Annotated in this window: 12 protein-coding genes; 6 read left to right on the top strand and 6 right to left on the bottom strand. The window is 49.0% G+C overall.

Annotated elements, in window-relative coordinates; genetic code table 11:
• Positions 1-51: 51 nt before the first annotated feature.
• The gene (locus ACYVGO_RS26835) at positions 52-882 is read right to left on the bottom strand and encodes an AraC family transcriptional regulator (protein ID WP_460971909.1); all 831 of its coding nucleotides are present in this window, start codon (positions 880-882) and stop codon (positions 52-54) included.
• A gap of 106 nt (positions 883-988) precedes the next feature.
• Here ACYVGO_RS26835 and ACYVGO_RS26830 point away from each other — a divergent pair, with 106 nt between their 5' ends.
• A complete protein-coding gene (locus tag ACYVGO_RS26830) occupies positions 989-1,897 on the top strand; it encodes an SDR family oxidoreductase (RefSeq protein ID WP_460971908.1) in 909 nt (302 codons plus the stop codon).
• A gap of 84 nt (positions 1,898-1,981) precedes the next feature.
• On the opposite strand, the gene ACYVGO_RS26825 is transcribed toward ACYVGO_RS26830, so the two are convergent.
• Positions 1,982-3,073 carry a glutaminyl-peptide cyclotransferase gene (locus ACYVGO_RS26825; protein ID WP_460971907.1) on the bottom strand — a complete coding sequence of 364 codons (1,092 nt, stop codon included), beginning with the start codon at positions 3,071-3,073 and terminating at the stop codon, positions 1,982-1,984.
• A 22-nt stretch (positions 3,074-3,095) separates the two neighbouring features.
• Entirely contained in the window at positions 3,096-6,533 is a 3,438-nt protein-coding gene (locus ACYVGO_RS26820) for a methylmalonyl-CoA mutase family protein (RefSeq protein WP_460971906.1), read from the bottom strand.
• A 252-nt stretch (positions 6,534-6,785) separates the two neighbouring features.
• Between ACYVGO_RS26820 and ACYVGO_RS26815 the strand changes: the two genes are divergently transcribed.
• Positions 6,786-7,667, top strand: coding sequence for a TraB/GumN family protein (locus tag ACYVGO_RS26815; protein ID WP_460971905.1), 882 nt, complete (start codon positions 6,786-6,788; stop codon positions 7,665-7,667).
• A gap of 484 nt (positions 7,668-8,151) precedes the next feature.
• On the opposite strand, the gene ACYVGO_RS26810 is transcribed toward ACYVGO_RS26815, so the two are convergent.
• The 3 genes from ACYVGO_RS26810 to ACYVGO_RS26800 form a co-directional block, all read right to left on the bottom strand.
• The gene (locus ACYVGO_RS26810) at positions 8,152-8,643 is read right to left on the bottom strand and encodes a hypothetical protein (protein WP_142772858.1); all 492 of its coding nucleotides are present in this window, start codon (positions 8,641-8,643) and stop codon (positions 8,152-8,154) included.
• Positions 8,644-8,767: 124 nt separating this feature from the next.
• On the bottom strand, positions 8,768-9,403 hold the full coding sequence (locus ACYVGO_RS26805) for a cysteine hydrolase family protein (protein ID WP_460971904.1): 636 nt from the start codon (positions 9,401-9,403) through the stop codon (positions 8,768-8,770).
• 83 nt (positions 9,404-9,486) lie between these two features.
• On the bottom strand, positions 9,487-10,317 hold the full coding sequence (locus ACYVGO_RS26800; protein ID WP_460971903.1) for a hypothetical protein: 831 nt from the start codon (positions 10,315-10,317) through the stop codon (positions 9,487-9,489).
• Between the two features lie 296 nt (positions 10,318-10,613).
• Here ACYVGO_RS26800 and ACYVGO_RS26795 point away from each other — a divergent pair, with 296 nt between their 5' ends.
• The 4 genes from ACYVGO_RS26795 (at position 10,614) to ACYVGO_RS26780 (ending at position 17,366) form a co-directional block, all read left to right on the top strand.
• On the top strand, positions 10,614-11,294 hold the full coding sequence (locus tag ACYVGO_RS26795) for a sigma-70 family RNA polymerase sigma factor (RefSeq protein ID WP_246859565.1): 681 nt from the start codon (positions 10,614-10,616) through the stop codon (positions 11,292-11,294).
• 25 nt (positions 11,295-11,319) lie between these two features.
• Positions 11,320-12,339, top strand: a complete 1,020-nt coding sequence (locus ACYVGO_RS26790) for a FecR family protein (RefSeq protein ID WP_460971902.1) — start codon at positions 11,320-11,322, stop codon at positions 12,337-12,339.
• A complete protein-coding gene (locus ACYVGO_RS26785; protein WP_460971901.1) occupies positions 12,336-15,824 on the top strand; it encodes a SusC/RagA family TonB-linked outer membrane protein in 3,489 nt (1,162 codons plus the stop codon). Before ACYVGO_RS26790 ends, ACYVGO_RS26785 begins: the two co-directional genes overlap by 4 nt.
• A gap of 111 nt (positions 15,825-15,935) precedes the next feature.
• The gene (locus ACYVGO_RS26780) at positions 15,936-17,366 is read left to right on the top strand and encodes a RagB/SusD family nutrient uptake outer membrane protein (protein ID WP_460971900.1); all 1,431 of its coding nucleotides are present in this window, start codon (positions 15,936-15,938) and stop codon (positions 17,364-17,366) included.
• The last annotated feature ends 80 nt before the right edge of the window (positions 17,367-17,446 follow it).

The raw sequence follows: 17,446 nt of genomic DNA, 5'->3' as shown, positions 1-17,446 counted from the left end.
TCGACAGGATGAACAGGACGACAATCCTGTCGAAAATTTATCCTATATCATTCAATAAAACTTGCCGGATTTGCTGATACATACGCCACCGGTGGCTATTTGTTTAAGAAACTTGCGTGGGCTGATGCCGAGAAAGTAGGTAAAGTCTTTGATGAGGTGGCTATGGTCATAATAGCCAAATGTAAGCACAAGATCGTGCCAGTCAATGGTTGTTGGGGGCTGTTGATAAAGAAAGTGAAGCACTTTTTTGAAGCGAAGAAAACGACTAAGCTCTTTAGCTGAATAGCCTAAATACGTCTGAAAATGCGTCTGGATACGCCGGGTGGACACCTGATTTGTTTGAGCTAATAACTTTACGGGGTCCAGCGCCAAGTTTTTAAAATAGTTAACGCTGTCCAGTAGAGACAATGCGCCTGCTTCTGAGGGCTTGACAAACGTAAGCGCATAATCGGTTAATAACTCAAGCCTATCCTCTTGTTTCTGCATACCCGAAAGCTGGCTCCAAAGGTCTTGAAAACAGGATTTATCAAGCAGAATGTCAGGATCATATAACTCACCCGGTTTAATCTGCTGCATGGGTACGCCCAAAAGACGATAGAAGCCATTGAGCGTAAAGTTCACAACAATAACATCTGCACCCGGCGGCAATGTATACGTCAGCATCTTTTGTAAGGGCCCAAGTACGGCTGTCTGATGAATAGTATGGTGGTTGTCTCCAAGGAAAAACGGTACATCAGGACCAAAATTGAAAATCAGCAAAAGCTCATAATTTGGTAGTAACTGCTGCTGAATCGCTGATTCTGATATGTCAAGCTGAACACTGTAAAAATGACTAAATACCGTAGCCAGGCGTTCATCGGCTTCTACCAGTTGGCTGTTCATGAATAATGCCCGTTTCGTTTTCTTACAATTTTTGGGAGTCGCACTGGTAGACCTTTGTCTTACAAACCAGCCAGAAACCGGCAAACCTTACTAAAAAGACAAACGTATGAATACGACTGCAAATTCCACATCACCGCCCTCCGGTGCGAAAACACCAACCCTACTCATCACCGGCGCAACGGGTAGCATTGGTACCGAACTCACCAAACTACTAGCCGAGCAGGGGGTGCCATTCCGGGCCATGGTTCGGTCACCTAAAGATGCCCAGATGCTGGCTTCGCTTCCGGGTGCTGACGTTGTTTCAGGAGATTTTAATGACGCTGGCTCGTTAGCTACGGCTTTGCAGGGATTTGAGCGGGCATTTCTGCTAACTAATTCATCGGAACAGGCCGAAAAACAGCAACTTGATTTTGTTGCCGAAGCTCAGCGAGCTGGGGTTCAACATATCGTAAAGCTATCGCAATTTGCGGCTGATGCCAATTCGCCGGTACGATTCCTGCGTTACCATGCGGTTGTTGAGCAGGCTATCCGGGAATCAGGCATGGCGTTTACGTTCCTGCGCCCAAATCTGTTTATGCAGGGGCTATTAGGTTTTCGATCGTCGATTGTTGAGCAGGGTAACTTCTTTGCTGCTGTTGGTGATGCCACCATCAGCCTTGTCGATGTACGCGATATTGCGGCTGTTGCGGCTGTGGCTCTGGTCGAACCCGGCCATGAAGGAAAAATTTATACGCTAACTGGTCCACAGGCACTAACGCATGCTGAAATAGCGGATGAACTCTCAAAAGCGGTAGGACGTCAGATTACGTTTATTAATGTTCCTCCAGCCGCTATGCGGGCAGCGTTGGCTGGAGTAGGGTTTCCCGACTGGCAAGCCGATGGATTGATTGAAGACTATGCCCACTACAGTCGGAATGAAGCGTCGGCGATTGAGGCTGGGGTAGAAGATGCTACGGGTAAACTCCCCAGAAATTTTGCCGATTTCGCCAGGGATTATGCGTCTTATTTTGTTTAGACACAGAGACACAGCGTACACAGAAACTTAAACCCTATTTTCAATTTCTGTGTACGCTGTGTCTCTGTGTCTAACTTTCTTACGTCAACGCAGTGCCACTAACTGTTTCGACTTCGTTTTGAGCTGGATTTTGTAGAGCGTTGGCCAATTTTTGCCTGTCACATAAAACGCGTTTTCGGCAGGTAGAAAGGCTATGCCATTCAACACATTGGCTTCCGTATCGATGCCAGCGGGCAGAATCCCTTTCATGTCGAGGTCCCCAACAACTTTCCCGGTCTTTATATCAATCTGCACAATCCGATTGGTTTTCCAGACGTTGGCGTACACATAGCCGTTCGCATATTCCAACTCATTGAGGTTCATAACAGGGCCCATGTTGTCGTAAACGGCGAGTTCTCGTTTGCGATGAAAATCAGGTGAAAGGAAAAAGAGCCGGTTGCTGCCGTCACTCAGGATGAGCGTTGAATCGGTGTGGGTCAATCCCCAGCCCTGGGTAGGATAACTAAACGTCTTCTCCAGCGTAAAATCTAGTTTGTATTGAAAGCATACGCCCGATGTCCAGGTTAGCTGGTAAATTCGGTCGTTCAGAATGGTGATGCCTTCGCCAAAATATTGATTCGCCAGGGGCACCGATTTAAGAATGGTACCCGTTCGCAAATCAATCTGCATTAGTTTAGACTGCCCGTTGAGCCCGGTACTTTCGTATAAAACACCGTTGTGAAACTCAAGTCCCTGGGTGAAACTGCTCGCCTGATGCGGATAGGTCGTTAGTACCGAATAGGCAATAGGACGAGGCTTCGTATCAGACCAGAATTCGATGCCTAGTGTATCTAAATGGATCGTTTTATCAGCCATAACACCCCGGACAATTAACCGGTGCAGCCCTACCAGTTCTGAGGCAGACAGGATGGAAAGCGAATTTGCCGACTTCTGAATAATGGGTGCTGCGTTGGTATCCAGTGAAACAGTAGCCTCATTCAGCGGTTGACTCAACTGGATTGTAATTGTATCCCCGAGTGTATAGGTCGTTTTTCCCAGTGATGCAATGGGCGGCTTTGGTTCATTGGTTTCAGTCTTAGCCGTTTCCTTTTTTTGTTGACAGCCCAGAGCGAACAACACCATCAACCCACTTAAACCGATACGATAAACACTGCCTCTAATTTGATAATACGTCATTGAGTATAAAAGTCTGATTTCTTTACATATTCCGCCGGTAACGGCCGCCCACGGCGTAAAGCGCGTTCGATAACTGACCGAGAGAGCATACTTTAGTTGCTTCCAGTAAGCTCTCAAATAGATTGCCATTGGCCAGGGCCGTTGCCTGCAAATTTGCCAGAGCCAGCTCGGCCTCCGTTTGGTTTCGCTCCTGAAAAGCCCGGCATGATTCCACCGCATAGCGTTTTTCGTCATCAGTCGAGCGGATCACCTCTGCCGGAACTATGGTTGGCGAACCGGCTGGGTCGAGGAATGTATTGACGCCTACGATGGGTAGATCGCCGTTGTGTTTCAGCGTTTCGTAGTACATCGATTCCTCCTGAATCTTACTACGCTGGTACATCCGCTCCATCGCGCCCAGCACACCACCGCGCTCGTTGATGGCCAGAAATTCCTGATAAACAGCTTCTTCAACCAGGTCCGTCAATTCATCAATGACAAACGCACCCTGCAATGGATTTTCATTTTTTGTCAAACCAAACTCGCGGTTGATAATTAACTGAATGGCCATTGCCCGTCGGACGGATTCTTCGGTAGGCGTGGTGATGGCTTCGTCGTAGGCATTGGTATGCAATGAGTTACAGTTGTCGTAAATCGCCAGCAGGGCCTGAAGAGTGGTACGGATATCGTTGAAAGCGATTTCCTGTGCATGCAAACTCCGGCCAGAGGTTTGAATGTGGTATTTAAGCTTCTGCGAGCGGTCGTTGGCTTTGTACTTATGTTTCATTGCCTTTGCCCAGATACGCCGGGCTACACGCCCGAGCACGGTGTACTCCGGGTCCATGCCGTTCGAGAAAAAGAACGATAAATTGGGCGCAAACGAATCGACGGACATCCCCCGACTGAGGTAATACTCAACGAATGTAAACCCATTGGAAAGCGTAAACGCCAGTTGCGAAATCGGATTGGCACCGGCTTCGGCGATGTGATAGCCTGAAATCGAAACTGAATAAAAGTTCTGAACCTGATTATCCGAGAAATACTGCTGAATATCGCCCATCATTTTAAGGGCAAATTCTGTCGAAAAGATACAGGTGTTCTGTGCCTGATCTTCCTTCAAAATATCAGCCTGTACCGTTCCCCGCACTTTTCGTAGGGCTTCAGCTTTTATCTGTTCATACACGTCTTTGGGCAGTACCTTATCTCCTGTGGTGCCCAGCAGCGTCAATCCCAAACCATCGTTGCCATCGGGTAGGGGGGCGTTATAGGCAGGGAGGGAGGAGCTCTGAGCTGAGAACACCCCCGCGACTCCCTGCTCCCCGCTCCCTGCTCCCTGCTTTTTCAACCACTTTTCGCATTGCTGGTCGATGGCTGCGTTCAGGAAAAAGCCCAGTAACATGGGTGCAGGGCCGTTGATGGTCATGGAAACGGAAGTAGCCGGATCGCAGAGGTCGAAGCCGGAGTAGAGTTTCTTCGCATCGTCCAGCGTACAAATACTGACACCCGAATTGCCAATCTTGCCAAAAATATCGGGCCGAAAAGCGGGGTCCTCCCCATACAGGGTGACCGAATCGAAAGCGGTTGAGAGTCGTTTGGCGGGTAAGCCTTTCGATACATAGTGGAACCGGCGGTTTGTGCGCTCAGGCCCACCCTCACCCGCAAACATACGGGTTGGGTCTTCGCCCTCGCGTTTGAGTGGGAATACACCTGCCGCGTAGGGAAATTCACCGGGTACGTTTTCCGTCAGGAGCCAGCGTAGGATGTCGCCCCAGTCGTGGTACCTGGGCAAACTGACTTTCGGAATTTTTAAATGTGATAGGCTTTCGGAATACAGCGGCTGCCGGATGATTTTATCGCGAACTTTAAACTCGTAGAACTCCGCTGCGTAGCGTTTCTGAATAGAAGGCCATTGCTGCAAGAGGGTACGGCAATCAGGCTGAAGTCGGGCTTCGAGTTCATCATATATGCGTTTTAATTCATCTCCGAGGGGTGACCTGGCTGGTTTGGTGTCGTTAACTCCCCCTTCAGGGGGGCGGGGGGTATTTTTCAGTAATTTCAGTGCGCCGTCAAGCTGATACAGCTGTCGGGCCAACGTTGTTTGATCAGTTACGAACTGGTCATACCGACGGCTTTCCTCCACAATCTCAGCCAGATACCGTACGCGGTCGGGTGGAATGATGGTGGTTGGTGTATGGGGCATGGCGCGTGGTGCACGGGTTCCTTGCTCCTCCCTGCTCCCTGCTCCCTGCTCCACGCCAACCAATCCCATCAGCTTATCAAACAGCATGTTCATGCCTTCGTCGTTGAACTGAGCAGCTATCGTGCCCAGAATGGGCAGTGCCTCATCAGGCGTATCCCATTGGTTATGATTCCGACGGTACTGTTTCCGGACATCACGCAACGCATCCAGTGAGCCGCGTTTATCGAACTTATTGATCGCGATGACGTCGGCAAAATCAAGCATGTCTATTTTCTCCAACTGCGTAGCGGCCCCATACTCAGCCGTCATCACGTACAAGGTCTTGTCGGCATGCTCCGTAATCTCCGTATCCGACTGACCAATCCCTGAGGTTTCAACGATGATTAGATCGAACGGAGCTGCTTTACAAACATTAATGGCGTCCTGCACGTGGCGACTCAATGCTAGATTTGACTGTCGGGTTGCCAGCGAGCGCATATATACACGGCCTGGTGCACCGGCATGGGAGCTGATGGCATTCATCCGGATTCGGTCGCCGAGCAAGGCTCCGCCCGTTTTTCGTTTCGAAGGGTCGACCGAGATGATTGCCAGGGTTTTATCTAAATAGGTTCGCAGGAATCGCAGGACTAGCTCATCTACCAGCGATGATTTGCCCGCGCCACCCGTACCCGTAATGCCGAGAACAGGCGTGCTTACTTGGTTGAGACGTGGGGTCGTAAACGAATCAGGATGATTTTCGGCGGTTGTAATAAGCCGGGCAATCGTTTTAGCGAGTGATGGATCTGCTTGTAGCCCGGCGTTCGGTGCGGCAATCGGCGGCAATTCGTAATCACATTGACGTAATAAATCGTCAATCATGCCTTGTAAACCCATGCTTCTCCCATCGTCAGGCGAATAAATACGTGTGATGCCGTACGCATGAAGTTCGTTGATTTCCGCTGGAAGTATCGTGCCGCCCCCTCCGCCGAAAATCTTGATATGCCCTGCGCCAAGTTCATGCAACAGGTCATGCATATACTTGAAAAACTCCAGGTGGCCTCCCTGATAGCTTGTCACGGCAATGCCCTGCACATCCTCCTGAATGGCACATTCCACAATTTCGGCCACCGACCGGTTATGCCCCAGGTGAATGACCTCTGCGCCCGAAGCCTGCATTAACCGGCGCATCAGGTTAATGGCGGCATCGTGCCCATCGAACAGCGATGCCGCCGTAACGATGCGGATTTTGTGCGTAAATGCCTGCGGTTGAGGAGGGACTGATTTAGGGTGCTGAGCAATCATGGACTGGTTTGTTGACTACGGCTTAGGAATAGAAATTAGTCCACCAAAGTTACGAATCGAACTGGATTGCAACCTCGTTTGGGTAAATACACCGTTCGTCCAGCCAATAGCTCACTGACCCTACTAGATTGGCTTAGAAGAACGTTATTTGGTAGCTTTGGGAACGCTGATTGGTAAGAACGGGTAGGCTTTACCAGGCGTATTTTTAACTCATAATGATCCTAAAAATCTGCGTGCCATACGATAACGAACATGAAAAAAAATATAGCATCTAAAATTGCCATGGCGGGCCTACTCGCAACGAGTACGTTGACTACACAAGTTCAGGCCCAGGACAAAGCATTACTGTATGAAGTAACAGGCCCTGGATTAACGAAGCCATCATACCTTTACGGTACCTTCCATCTCATATGCCCCAACGATCTCCAAATAACCGACGAGATTAAAAAAGCAGTTGGCGATGCCCAGCAGGTGTATCTGGAACTGGATATGGATGATCCTGCCATGATGGCAAGTATGCAGAAGGCAGTGATGATGTCGGGCGGCAAGTCGGTTAAAGAACTACTGTCTGCCGACGATTACACCGTATTAGACAATTACCTCAAGCAGAAAATGGGTATGGGACTGGCGCAAATGGGCATGTTCAAACCCATTGGGATAATGTCGATGATGTACATGACCATGCTGCCTTGTCAACCTGCGTCCTACGATATGACCTTTGCACAAATGGCAGCCGCTGATAAAAAGGAAGTTTTTGGCCTTGAAACCATTGAAGCTGAAATGGCTGCTTTAGATAAAATCCCGCTCACAGAACAGCTAAAAGGGTTGGTTGATATGGCGAAGAATCCCGATGAAGCGAAGAAGGAGTTTGCTGAATTGATCGACACATACAAAGCCCATGACCTTGGCAAGCTGATGGGGTCCATGAAAACCAGCAAATTCAGCGGGGGGGATTTTTCGCAGTTTGAAGAGAGTCTACTCGGCGAGCGGAATAGCAACTGGATTCCAGTTATTGAGAAAGCTGCGAAAGAAAAACCCACTTTTTTTGCCTTTGGGGCCGGGCACCTGGGTAACGAAAAAGGAGTTGTGAATCTGCTGCGTAAAAAAGGATACACCGTGAAGCCGTTGCAGTAAAAATCGTTTTCTGTGTTTATGTTCCCCTACAGATAAACAGATCTTTATGAACGCGTAGCGATTTAATAGTTAAAGAAATAGAACCCAGCGTATGCAGTTTTGGGCCGCATAGCGATTGAACCATGTTCTTATTGCGATGTCAGTTTCTTAAAACTGACAGTACGACGTAGCAGTAAAAGGATACAGGAATAAGATTAAACGGTACGTTATACCTGTGGGAACTTAGGAGAAGCAAGTAGATTACTGTCTGATTTGGTATTGTCTCTACTCTCTTTATCGAAAGCTTTAGCAATTTTTTTGAGAATAAGGTTTAGGCCAAAACCATCAAAAAGCCAAAAAAGCCACTTTGCAAGTATTTCTAGTAGGTCCATTTTTATGAGAATGAGTAAAATGAAATTGCGAAACAAGAACACCATTATTGCCTTTAAGCTTGAATGCACATTTCTCTACTCGAAGCTTTCTATTTTATTCAATTAACTCGTAACTAATACCGGCGATGGGTCAAAGTGAACAGATAACCTGTATAATTGCCCGACATGCCATTGCCACTCCAGACGGGCTGGCAGGTAACGATGGTGTTGGCTGCCTTTGCCGACGTAAATAACTGACGATCGGTTGTAACAGGGTCAATCTGGTAGCCAAGTTTAATTAATTCGGCCCGTAATGTTTCATACTGTTCTTTTGATTGAACCTGATACGTCAGAATATCCGACCGGCTATTGCGATCATACTGAATGAGCGCCAGCGACTGAGATGGATCCTGAATGTACGGCGTTGGCTGGTAGGCGAACAAACAGGTCCAGCCGTTTAATCCCCCCGAACTTTTGTAACAAACAAATCCCTCCCGAAACATACAGGCGTCAAACTTATCGGCAGATGTACTCAGGCATTGAAACAGATCCGGCATGTGCACGCGCTGAGCGAACGAAGTAGAGTGCCAAAGAAAAAAGCCAAGTAACAGAGCTGAGAAGCGCATTGGTTAGGTAACGAATCAGTGATAGTGAGGTAAGGTATCATTACCTCACTATCAATAATTCGGCCAGAATCTGATGGTACTGGCATCCTGGAGCTCAGTTGACCTACTTCCTTCTGTGAACTAGTTACCGCAAAATCACCGATTCTGTATCCGTAGATACATTTTTTGCCAGCCCTGTCAGGTCAAGTTGAGTAGAGGGTGATGTATCGGCCTGAAGAACGCGCTTCATATATGCAAGGGCATCGTAGGAATGAGTTGCTTTGATAGCGGCCACACAGTCGGAGGGTACGCTGAGTGTTAAATCTCGCATAAAGGCATCATTGGCCGAAAAAAGTACGCAGGAGTCGGTACTGATACCCGTCAAGATTAGATGCTTTACTTTCAGATAGGTTAGCAACACGTCCAGCGACGTCTCGTAAAAGGCAGAGTTCTTGGGTTTAAGCACAAAATAATCGTCATGTTCAGGTTTGAGTACTACGGCCAGATACTGTCCCCGAACGTGATCGGTTAGCACATGGTCAACAACTTCATTGAAGTTCGACCGCCATCGACCAAAATTATCGTTGGTGTAAATGACAGGTATATTGCTGGATTTGGCTCGTTGTTTTAGGGCAGCAATGGTTTCGGCCACACGGCAGGCTGGTTCTAAAAGAGTATCACCTCCAGGAAACTCCAGATCGTTGATCATGTCGATGATCAACAGAGCTACAGGTGATGAATCAGGCACATTTCCATGCAAATTTCCATTTTTAGCGTCCATACGTTACGTTAGATAGAACGGGTTTATGTATATCCTTCATAACCATTTCTTCTCCCAGTTAACTCTATTTTCGCCGTCAATTGTTAGTTGGCGGGCTTGGTGGTATACTCCATAAATCGGTAAACTTCCTGCCGTACAAAGTCAAATACCTGGGCTGTCTGGTTACGCAGTTGCTTATACGCCGGGGCTGGCATAACCGGATTCGGTGTATCGGCTAATACCGGATTCGCTACGGCTCCAAGGTTGCTTACATACTGGGCAATACTGAATTCGTAGCCTTTTTCGCTGCCATTGGGGATAATTAATGACGAAAAATCCCAGCCGAGCAGGTTGTTTCGTTTAATGCGTTCTTCGCTGAGTCGCTTTAATTGACCAACGGTACCCTCATAGTCAGCACCTGGATTCCGACGACGAATCCGGTCGATCACCATCAGTTGCGTACCGTCAGGCGCGAATTTTGGTGCGTACGTACCGTCATTGATTTCCCAGATTTCTATTTTAACGACGGGAGCCGTGTTGCGGTCACGCCGTTGCAGATCCGCCATTTTCTGCTGGACGCTATCGCCATAAATTCGGGCCATTGCTTCCGGCGATGCGCCTTTTATGGCCATCTCATGGGTTACAATTCGGGTTACATAGTCGTATTCGGTCTGGTTCGGGTTCGATGTAAACTGCTTAACAGTCATGTACCAGCCCTCGAGTTTACCCTCATCAACAGCGGCCTGATTTACTTTTTTCCATTCCCGTTCAACAGGTAACGCATCCTGAATGGTAAGGCCCGGATTCAGTTTGTGATAAATCAGGTACATGTAGGTTTTCTGGGGCGTTTTCGATTGGGCTGATGCGCCTGAACTACACAGAACTAAAAAGCTTAAAACGATACTAGCGTTTCGGAACGTAGACTGGGAAATCATACTAAGAGAATGGAGATTAGGTAGGCTGGTCATTTGATTTACTTGAAAAGGCATTCACGGACGTTGGTTACCTACCTGATGATGATAGAACGCGGATTTTTATGATGATTATGATTGATTTATGATTTTAAAAATGAGATGAAATTAATTGGCCAGTTACTGTTTTGAAAACCATAACCTGATCATAACCATTATAAAAAATCAGCGGGCTATTGCATTTTATAAATAAAAAATAAAAATGGATTGGGGGATTTTTCGGGCGAACTTGTCTTAGTCATACCAGACCCTTCTACTCGATGCCCGCTAACGTGATTTCTTTTCGCCCTCATACCGATCCAACACCCGTTGGGCCAACCCCGTTGCCTCGTAGTGATACCGACGCTCCTATACCTATGTCGCCGGATGGTGAACTGTTTATCCGAAATGCGTTTGCCACAGACCCACGAGTAGGGTGTGAGCTGCTCTTTCGTCAGTATTTTGCGCCCTTATGCAGCCATGCCATTCGGTTTGTTTACAACCGGCAGGCGGCAGAGGACCTGGTAGCCGATCTATTTTACACCTTTTATACCAGGGAACTGTACAAACAAATCACCGGCTCGTATCGGGCGTATCTCTATCAGGCGGTTCGGAATCGGTCCTACAACAGCCTGCGCTGGGAATTGAGTCGGCAGGAAACGTTGCCGGATGACCTTGACCGGCCTGATCTGGAAACTACCCAACCCGACCGGCTTCTGCAACAGGATGAACTCTACAGGGCCTTGGAACTGGCGGTTCAGCAGTTGCCTACCCAACGACAACGCGTGTTTTTACTCAGCCGGTTTGAAGGTAAATCGTATAAAGAGATTGCCCTGGAAATGGGGCTGGCCCCTAAAACAGTGGAGAATCATCTGCTAAAGGCTACTTCTACGGTTCGGCAACTCCTCCGGCAACAAAAGCTGATTAGCTGGGGCCTATTGGTAGTCATGGCCTTTTCCTAAAACTCAACGATAAATCCACCATTTTATGGAACCACCTAAAGAACTGGTATTTAGCTACTTTGCTGGACGGGCTACGTCCGTTCAGCAGAAAGTGATTGGCGAGTGGCTCAGTCAACCCGGTAGCCGCGAAATTTATTTTCAATGGCTCGATGAATGGGAACGAAGCTTCCCCCAATATACGCCTGATGTCACGATGAATCTGGACCGCTTCCGTCAGCGACTCGACACACCAACGGACCTCCCCTTACAATCACAACGACTGCTGTTGACTAAGCCAGACCGGAACTGGTATAGGGGTCGTTGGCTCGTGGCCGCTACGGTTGCACTGGCTTTCCTCACCAGCGGCTGGTTTTTCCGGGACTCAGTCCTGTATTATACCGTGGCGACCGGCCCACACCAGCTTCGGTCGCTCAAATTGCCCGACGGCTCGCTGGTATCGCTGAATAGCCGCTCAACGTTGCGGGTACCCCGTGTTGGGTATGGCTGGCTTTCCCGACGCGTTGCCTTAACGGGAGATGCCGTGTTTGATGTACAGCATTTGCCTAGTAATCAGACATTTGTTGTTCAGGCTATGGATGGACTGGATGTGGAAGTACTGGGCACCGAATTCTCCGTTCGGAGTGGAGTTGAGCGTGCCGAAGTGGTACTCAAGCGAGGTCGTGTTAACCTGCATTATGCCACCGATAATCAACCTGTTCAGGACTTGCTCATGAAGCCCGGCGATCGGGTCACGCTCGATGGACGAGGGTCTTTACGACTCCAGACCCAACTCGACACGACTCAGTTTGCCCAATGGCGGTATCGGTTGTTTAGTTTCAACAATACGCCCCTGCGGGAAGTCGCCAGCCAAATTCAGTATGTATTTGGCGTTAACGTTCAACTCACCGACCCAGCCCTGGCCCGACGGACCCTGACCGGTACTATTCGCGCAGGCTCTTCCGATGAACTGGCAGATGCCCTGGCCGAACTCCTTGGCCTTCGAGTTAGCCATCGTGGCCAGAACCTTATTTTTTCAACTGCTTCCGAACCCCAACTCACTCAATGAGAAAATCAGTACCACTCACACTGATAACCGGTTGGTTACTCAGCGTCGGTTACGGACATACCGTAGCGCAAACCCTGGCTTTTGCCCGAACAACTCAACAAGCGCTTACTACGCAGCCGGGCAAGACCAAAAGTCTTAGTATGGCAAATCAGCCGCTCAAACAGACCCTGTTACAACTGAAAGAACATTACGGCGTCGATATTTTATTTGAAGAATCCGTAGTAGCGCGCCACCTAAGTCCGCTTGAACCGCTTGATTTGAATGCCCGCCTGGAAACGAATCTAAACGCATTACTTAAGCCCAATGGGTTGAAATTCAAGAAGCTGCGTTCGGGAGCCTATTTGATTTTAGCGCCTAAAAACAGCGATAGGGCCATCATTAGCCTGCCCGACTTACCACCTCAAACAACGGCTGGCCCCGTTCAGTTATCCGGTTTGACTAATCTGTCGGCCGCCCAGTTGACAGAGCAGGTGCCAACGGATATCCGGGTATCAGGACGCGTAACGGGCGAAACCGGAGAGGCACTGCCGGGTGTGAGCGTGGTAGTGAAAGGCTCGCCGAGGGGGACAACAACCGATGCACAAGGGCGCTATCAGCTCACTATACCAAACGACCGTATCGACGGCTCAGGCATAACACTGGTGTTTAGCTTCGTAGGCTATACCAGCCAGGAGAAAGTTATCCGCAACCAATCGACTCTTGATATTCAACTCCTGCCCGACACCAAATCGCTGAATGAGGTGGTTGTGGTAGGCTATGGACAGGTGAAAAAGAGTGACCTGACGGGTTCAGTTGCTACAGTGCCTGTGGAGGAGATCCGTAAAGTAGCCGTTACTTCGCTCGATCAGGCACTACAGGGCCGGGCTGCCGGGGTACAGATTACCCAGAACTCGGGGGCTCCGGGGGGTACAACAAGCATCCGGATTCGGGGTGGTAATTCCATTCAGGGAGATAACGAACCCTTGTATGTGATTGATGGCATCCCGTTTAAAAATGATGGCGCCAACAGTGGGTCAAATTTTAACGTCCTGAGTACCCTCAATCCAAGTGATATTGAGTCTATTTCGGTCCTGAAAGATGCGTCGTCTACGGCCATTTATGGGTCAAGAGGTGCCAACGGTGTGGTAATCATTACAACCAAACGCGGGAAGGCGGGCAAATCGACCATCAATTTCGAAACCTACTACGGTGTTCAGCAGGTACGCCGGAAATACCCAGTGCTTAACGCACGGGAGTACGCTCAGTTTGTGAACGATGCCAATACAAACGAGGGCCGTCCGGCGGTATATACCCAGGCACAGGTCGATGCATTTGGCGTTGGCACCGACTGGCAGGATGAGATTTTTCGGCAGGCACCCATTGCCAACTACCAATTGTCGATGAGTGGGGGCGATGAAAAAACCCAATATTCCATTGGGGGGGGGTATTTCAAACAGAACGGCATTATTGTCAATTCCGATTTTGACCGGTACTCGTTCCGGATCAATCTGGATCGGAAGCTGACCAATAAAATTAAAATTGGGAATAGCCTGACCGTCAACCGGACCGTTACGAATCAGGCCCGTTCGGATGGGGATTTAGGGAGTGCAGGTCTGGTAACGATGGCGGCTTTACAATTTCCCTCGATATTGCCGGTACGGAATCCGGACGGCACCTATCTGCTAACCGATCCGGCGCTCACCTTCACGGCCGACAACCCCGTTGCACTAGCCCGTGATAATAAAAACCGCACAACGGCTTATCGTATTTTTGGCAGTGTCTTCGGCGATTATCAGATCATTGATGGCTTGAACTTGCGGGTGTCGCTGGGCATAGATGCGATACTGCAAAAACAGGATTCTTACCTACCTCGCTCGGTATCAAGTGGGTTGGCGCAGGGCGGAGCCGCGTCGATCTATAATTCCCAGGCAACGACCTGGCTGAATGAGAACCTGTTGACCTATACGCGAACCTTCAATACGGTCCATAACATAAGTGCCTTACTGGGCTATACGCAGCAGGCCAACCGGACGGAAAGTAGCCGGGCGCAGTCTCGTAATTTCGTGAACGATAACCTGGGATCAGGTAACCTGGCGTCTGGTTCGGTACCGCTCATTCCCGAATCGGGTATTGGCACCTGGGGGCTTCAATCGTACCTGGCCCGCATTAATTACGGCTACAAGGATAAATATTTGCTGACAGCCTCGTTCCGGGCGGATGGTTCCTCTCGCTTTGGGTCCAACAAACAGAATGGCTATTTCCCATCGGCGGCCCTGGCCTGGCGGGTTTCGGAAGAAGCGTTTTTAAAGAACAACCGCGTTATCAACGACCTGAAACTTCGGGCTACGTATGGATCGACGGGTAACCAGGATGGTATTGGCAACTACCCGGCCTATTCGCTGCTGGGAACTCAGAATTACGTTTTTGGTAATACCGTGTCAACTGGGCTGGGACCAAACCAGATTGCGAACCCGGATTTATCGTGGGAAACAACAACCCAGGCCGACATGGGTGTGGATGTGGGATTCCTCAATAACCGTATCACACTGACCGCCGATGTATACCTGAAACGTACGAAAGACCTGCTCCTGAATGTGACCCTGCCGAGCACATCAGGGTATTCAAGCGCCATTAAAAACCTGGGTAAGGTGGAGAATAAAGGGGTTGAACTGAGTATTTCGTCGCGTAACATTGATGGCGCATTCAAATGGACAACGGATGTGAATTTTGCCCTCAACCGCAATAAAGTGCTGGATATTGGCGGTGCACCACAGATTTTTGCCGGCAACGTAGCCAACATCGGCCAGAACCTTAACTCCGGTATCATTCGGGTAGGGGAGCCATTGGGGTCATTCTTTGGCTACGTGACGAACGGGCTCTATCAAACGACCGATGAACTTACCGCGCTTGCTGATCCACAGGCCAAAAAGCCCGGCGATCGTAAATACCTAGACCTGAACGGCGATAAGAAAATAGACGATAACGATCGGACGATCATTGGTCGGGCGCAACCCAAATTCATTGGCGGTATCAGCAATACATTTTCGTACAAAGGAGTCGAGTTGACCGCCTTTTTTCAGGGCGTATACGGAAACAATATCCTGAATGCAAACCGCTATGAACTGGAATACCTGAACGCCACTACAAACCAGGACCGGGATGTGTTAAATCGCTGGACGCCCACCAATACCAATACGGACATCCCACGAGCGTCTACCACCCGCCCTGCCAACCGCGTGTCAACCCGGCAGATTGAGGATGGGTCGTATCTCCGCCTGAAGAACATTCAGTTGGCCTACAATCTGCCCGCGTCGGTTCTCAAAAGCCTGAAAATCCAATCGGTTCGGGTGTATGCAACGGCACAAAACTTCCTGACCTGGACCAGCTATTCGGGCTACGACCCGGAAGTGAACCGGTTTGGTCAGGATAGCCGGAGTCAGGGATTCGATTACGCCAGCTACCCCGCAGCTAAAACGCTTCTATTTGGCCTGAACGTGGGTTTTTAAACAAATGGACAATGTGTAATGCAAAATGTACAATGATCAATTACCGGGTTATTTGTGATTTTTACATTATAAATTGTTCATTATCCATTTTACATTATTCATAATTGGACAATGAAAAAGATAGTATTCCTCCTTTGCCTGATTAGCGCCATGACCTCCTGTGAGGTGTTGAATCAAACACCAGAATCGAGTTTTACACCCGCTAATTTTTACAAGAATGCCGATGATGCCAAAGCGGCTGTAAGTGCAATCTATGATCCCCTGAACAACGCCAATATGTATGGGCAGGTGATGTGGATTTTGCAGGACCAGGCTACCGACGATGCCGAATGGGGTAACGGTCGCTCGACGGCTAATCAGCCCAAGAACGATCTCGATAAATATACGTTTACACCGGCTACCTCTACGTTTCAGTCGCTCTGGTCAACGGTTTACTCAGCCATTAATCGGGCCAATACGGTCATTGCGCTTGTACCGGGCATAGCCATGGACAACGATCTGAAAGCGCGCTATATAGCTGAGGCTAAGTTCATGCGTGGGTTCTATTACTTCACACTGGTTCGATTGTTTGGGGGCGTGCCATTGATAACAGCCGAAACGACATCGTTGAATAATCTGACTGTAGCCAGGGCATCTGTGGATGACGTGTACAAACTGATCATTCAGGACTTTACGGAAGCCGAAACCGTTTTGCCAACGACCTATTCTACTGCCGACAGAGGACGGGCAACTAAGGGGGCTGCAAAAGCCTTTCTGACCAAAGTATACCTGACACGCCAGGACTGGGCCAATGCATCGGCTAAAGCCAAAGAAGTGATTGCGCTGGGTGTATACGACCTTTGGGCGAATTTTGCGGATGCGTTTCTGATCGCCAATAAAAATGGTAAAGAAGGGGTTTTTGAAATGCAGGCGTTGAGTGGTGGCTTCAATGAAGGAAGTTGGATGCAGGGGTATATGCGGCCCAACTTCGATCGGGTGAATGGGGTAGCTGGTTTCGGAGATGATCCTGCTACCGACAATCTGTATAAGGCCTACCGTGCTGATGATAAACGCCGAAATGTAACGCTTAAGCTATATACGGCAACGAGTACACCCGCGGCTCCTGCCAGTGTGTTGTTTCCCTGCTACGTTTACAAGTACTTAGATCCTAGTGCTACCGGTAACAACGACGGTGGCAATAACTATCCCATCATTCGGTACGCCGATGTTCTGCTCATGTATGCCGAAGCACTGAACGAGCAAACACCGAATAATACGGATGCCTATTCAACTATCAACCGGATTCGGAACCGGGCGGGTTTGCCAAATCTGACTGCCAACCTGAGTCAGGCTCAGTTTCGGGATAGTTTATTGCTGGAACGACGGCTGGAACTGGCCTTCGAAGGGCATCGCTGGTATGATCTGGCGCGAACCAAACGGTTGATCAGCGCCATGAAAGAGCAGAATCCAACGATTGCCGTTGACGAACATCATTATCTGTTCCCAATTCCTCAAACCGAACGGGATGTCAACCCCTTGTTGACCCAGAATCCGGGTTATTAGTAATCGCAAAAGATAGTGAACACAGAGCCGCAGAGAACACAAAGGATACGATTCTAATTGATTGAGGAAGTATAATTTCT

It is taken from the genome of Spirosoma migulaei, from assembly GCF_054776855.1.
Note: the sequence above shows the minus strand (reverse complement) of the source record. Positions and strands in the feature narration are given on the sequence as shown.

What these genes read in the sequence shown, in the direction of transcription:
- ACYVGO_RS26835 (WP_460971909.1), bottom strand. Translation starts at nt 882, where the DNA reads ATGAACAGCCAACTGGTAGAAGCCGATGAACGCCTGGCTACGGTATTT.
- ACYVGO_RS26830 (WP_460971908.1), top strand. Translation starts at nt 989, where the DNA reads ATGAATACGACTGCAAATTCCACATCACCGCCCTCCGGTGCGAAAACA.
- ACYVGO_RS26825 (WP_460971907.1), bottom strand. Translation starts at nt 3,073, where the DNA reads ATGACGTATTATCAAATTAGAGGCAGTGTTTATCGTATCGGTTTAAGT.
- ACYVGO_RS26820 (WP_460971906.1), bottom strand. Translation starts at nt 6,533, where the DNA reads ATGATTGCTCAGCACCCTAAATCAGTCCCTCCTCAACCGCAGGCATTT.
- ACYVGO_RS26815 (WP_460971905.1), top strand. Translation starts at nt 6,786, where the DNA reads ATGAAAAAAAATATAGCATCTAAAATTGCCATGGCGGGCCTACTCGCA.
- ACYVGO_RS26810 (WP_142772858.1), bottom strand. Translation starts at nt 8,643, where the DNA reads ATGCGCTTCTCAGCTCTGTTACTTGGCTTTTTTCTTTGGCACTCTACT.
- ACYVGO_RS26805 (WP_460971904.1), bottom strand. Translation starts at nt 9,403, where the DNA reads ATGGACGCTAAAAATGGAAATTTGCATGGAAATGTGCCTGATTCATCA.
- ACYVGO_RS26800 (WP_460971903.1), bottom strand. Translation starts at nt 10,317, where the DNA reads ATGATTTCCCAGTCTACGTTCCGAAACGCTAGTATCGTTTTAAGCTTT.
- ACYVGO_RS26795 (WP_246859565.1), top strand. Translation starts at nt 10,614, where the DNA reads ATGCCCGCTAACGTGATTTCTTTTCGCCCTCATACCGATCCAACACCC.
- ACYVGO_RS26790 (WP_460971902.1), top strand. Translation starts at nt 11,320, where the DNA reads ATGGAACCACCTAAAGAACTGGTATTTAGCTACTTTGCTGGACGGGCT.
- ACYVGO_RS26785 (WP_460971901.1), top strand. Translation starts at nt 12,336, where the DNA reads ATGAGAAAATCAGTACCACTCACACTGATAACCGGTTGGTTACTCAGC.
- ACYVGO_RS26780 (WP_460971900.1), top strand. Translation starts at nt 15,936, where the DNA reads ATGAAAAAGATAGTATTCCTCCTTTGCCTGATTAGCGCCATGACCTCC.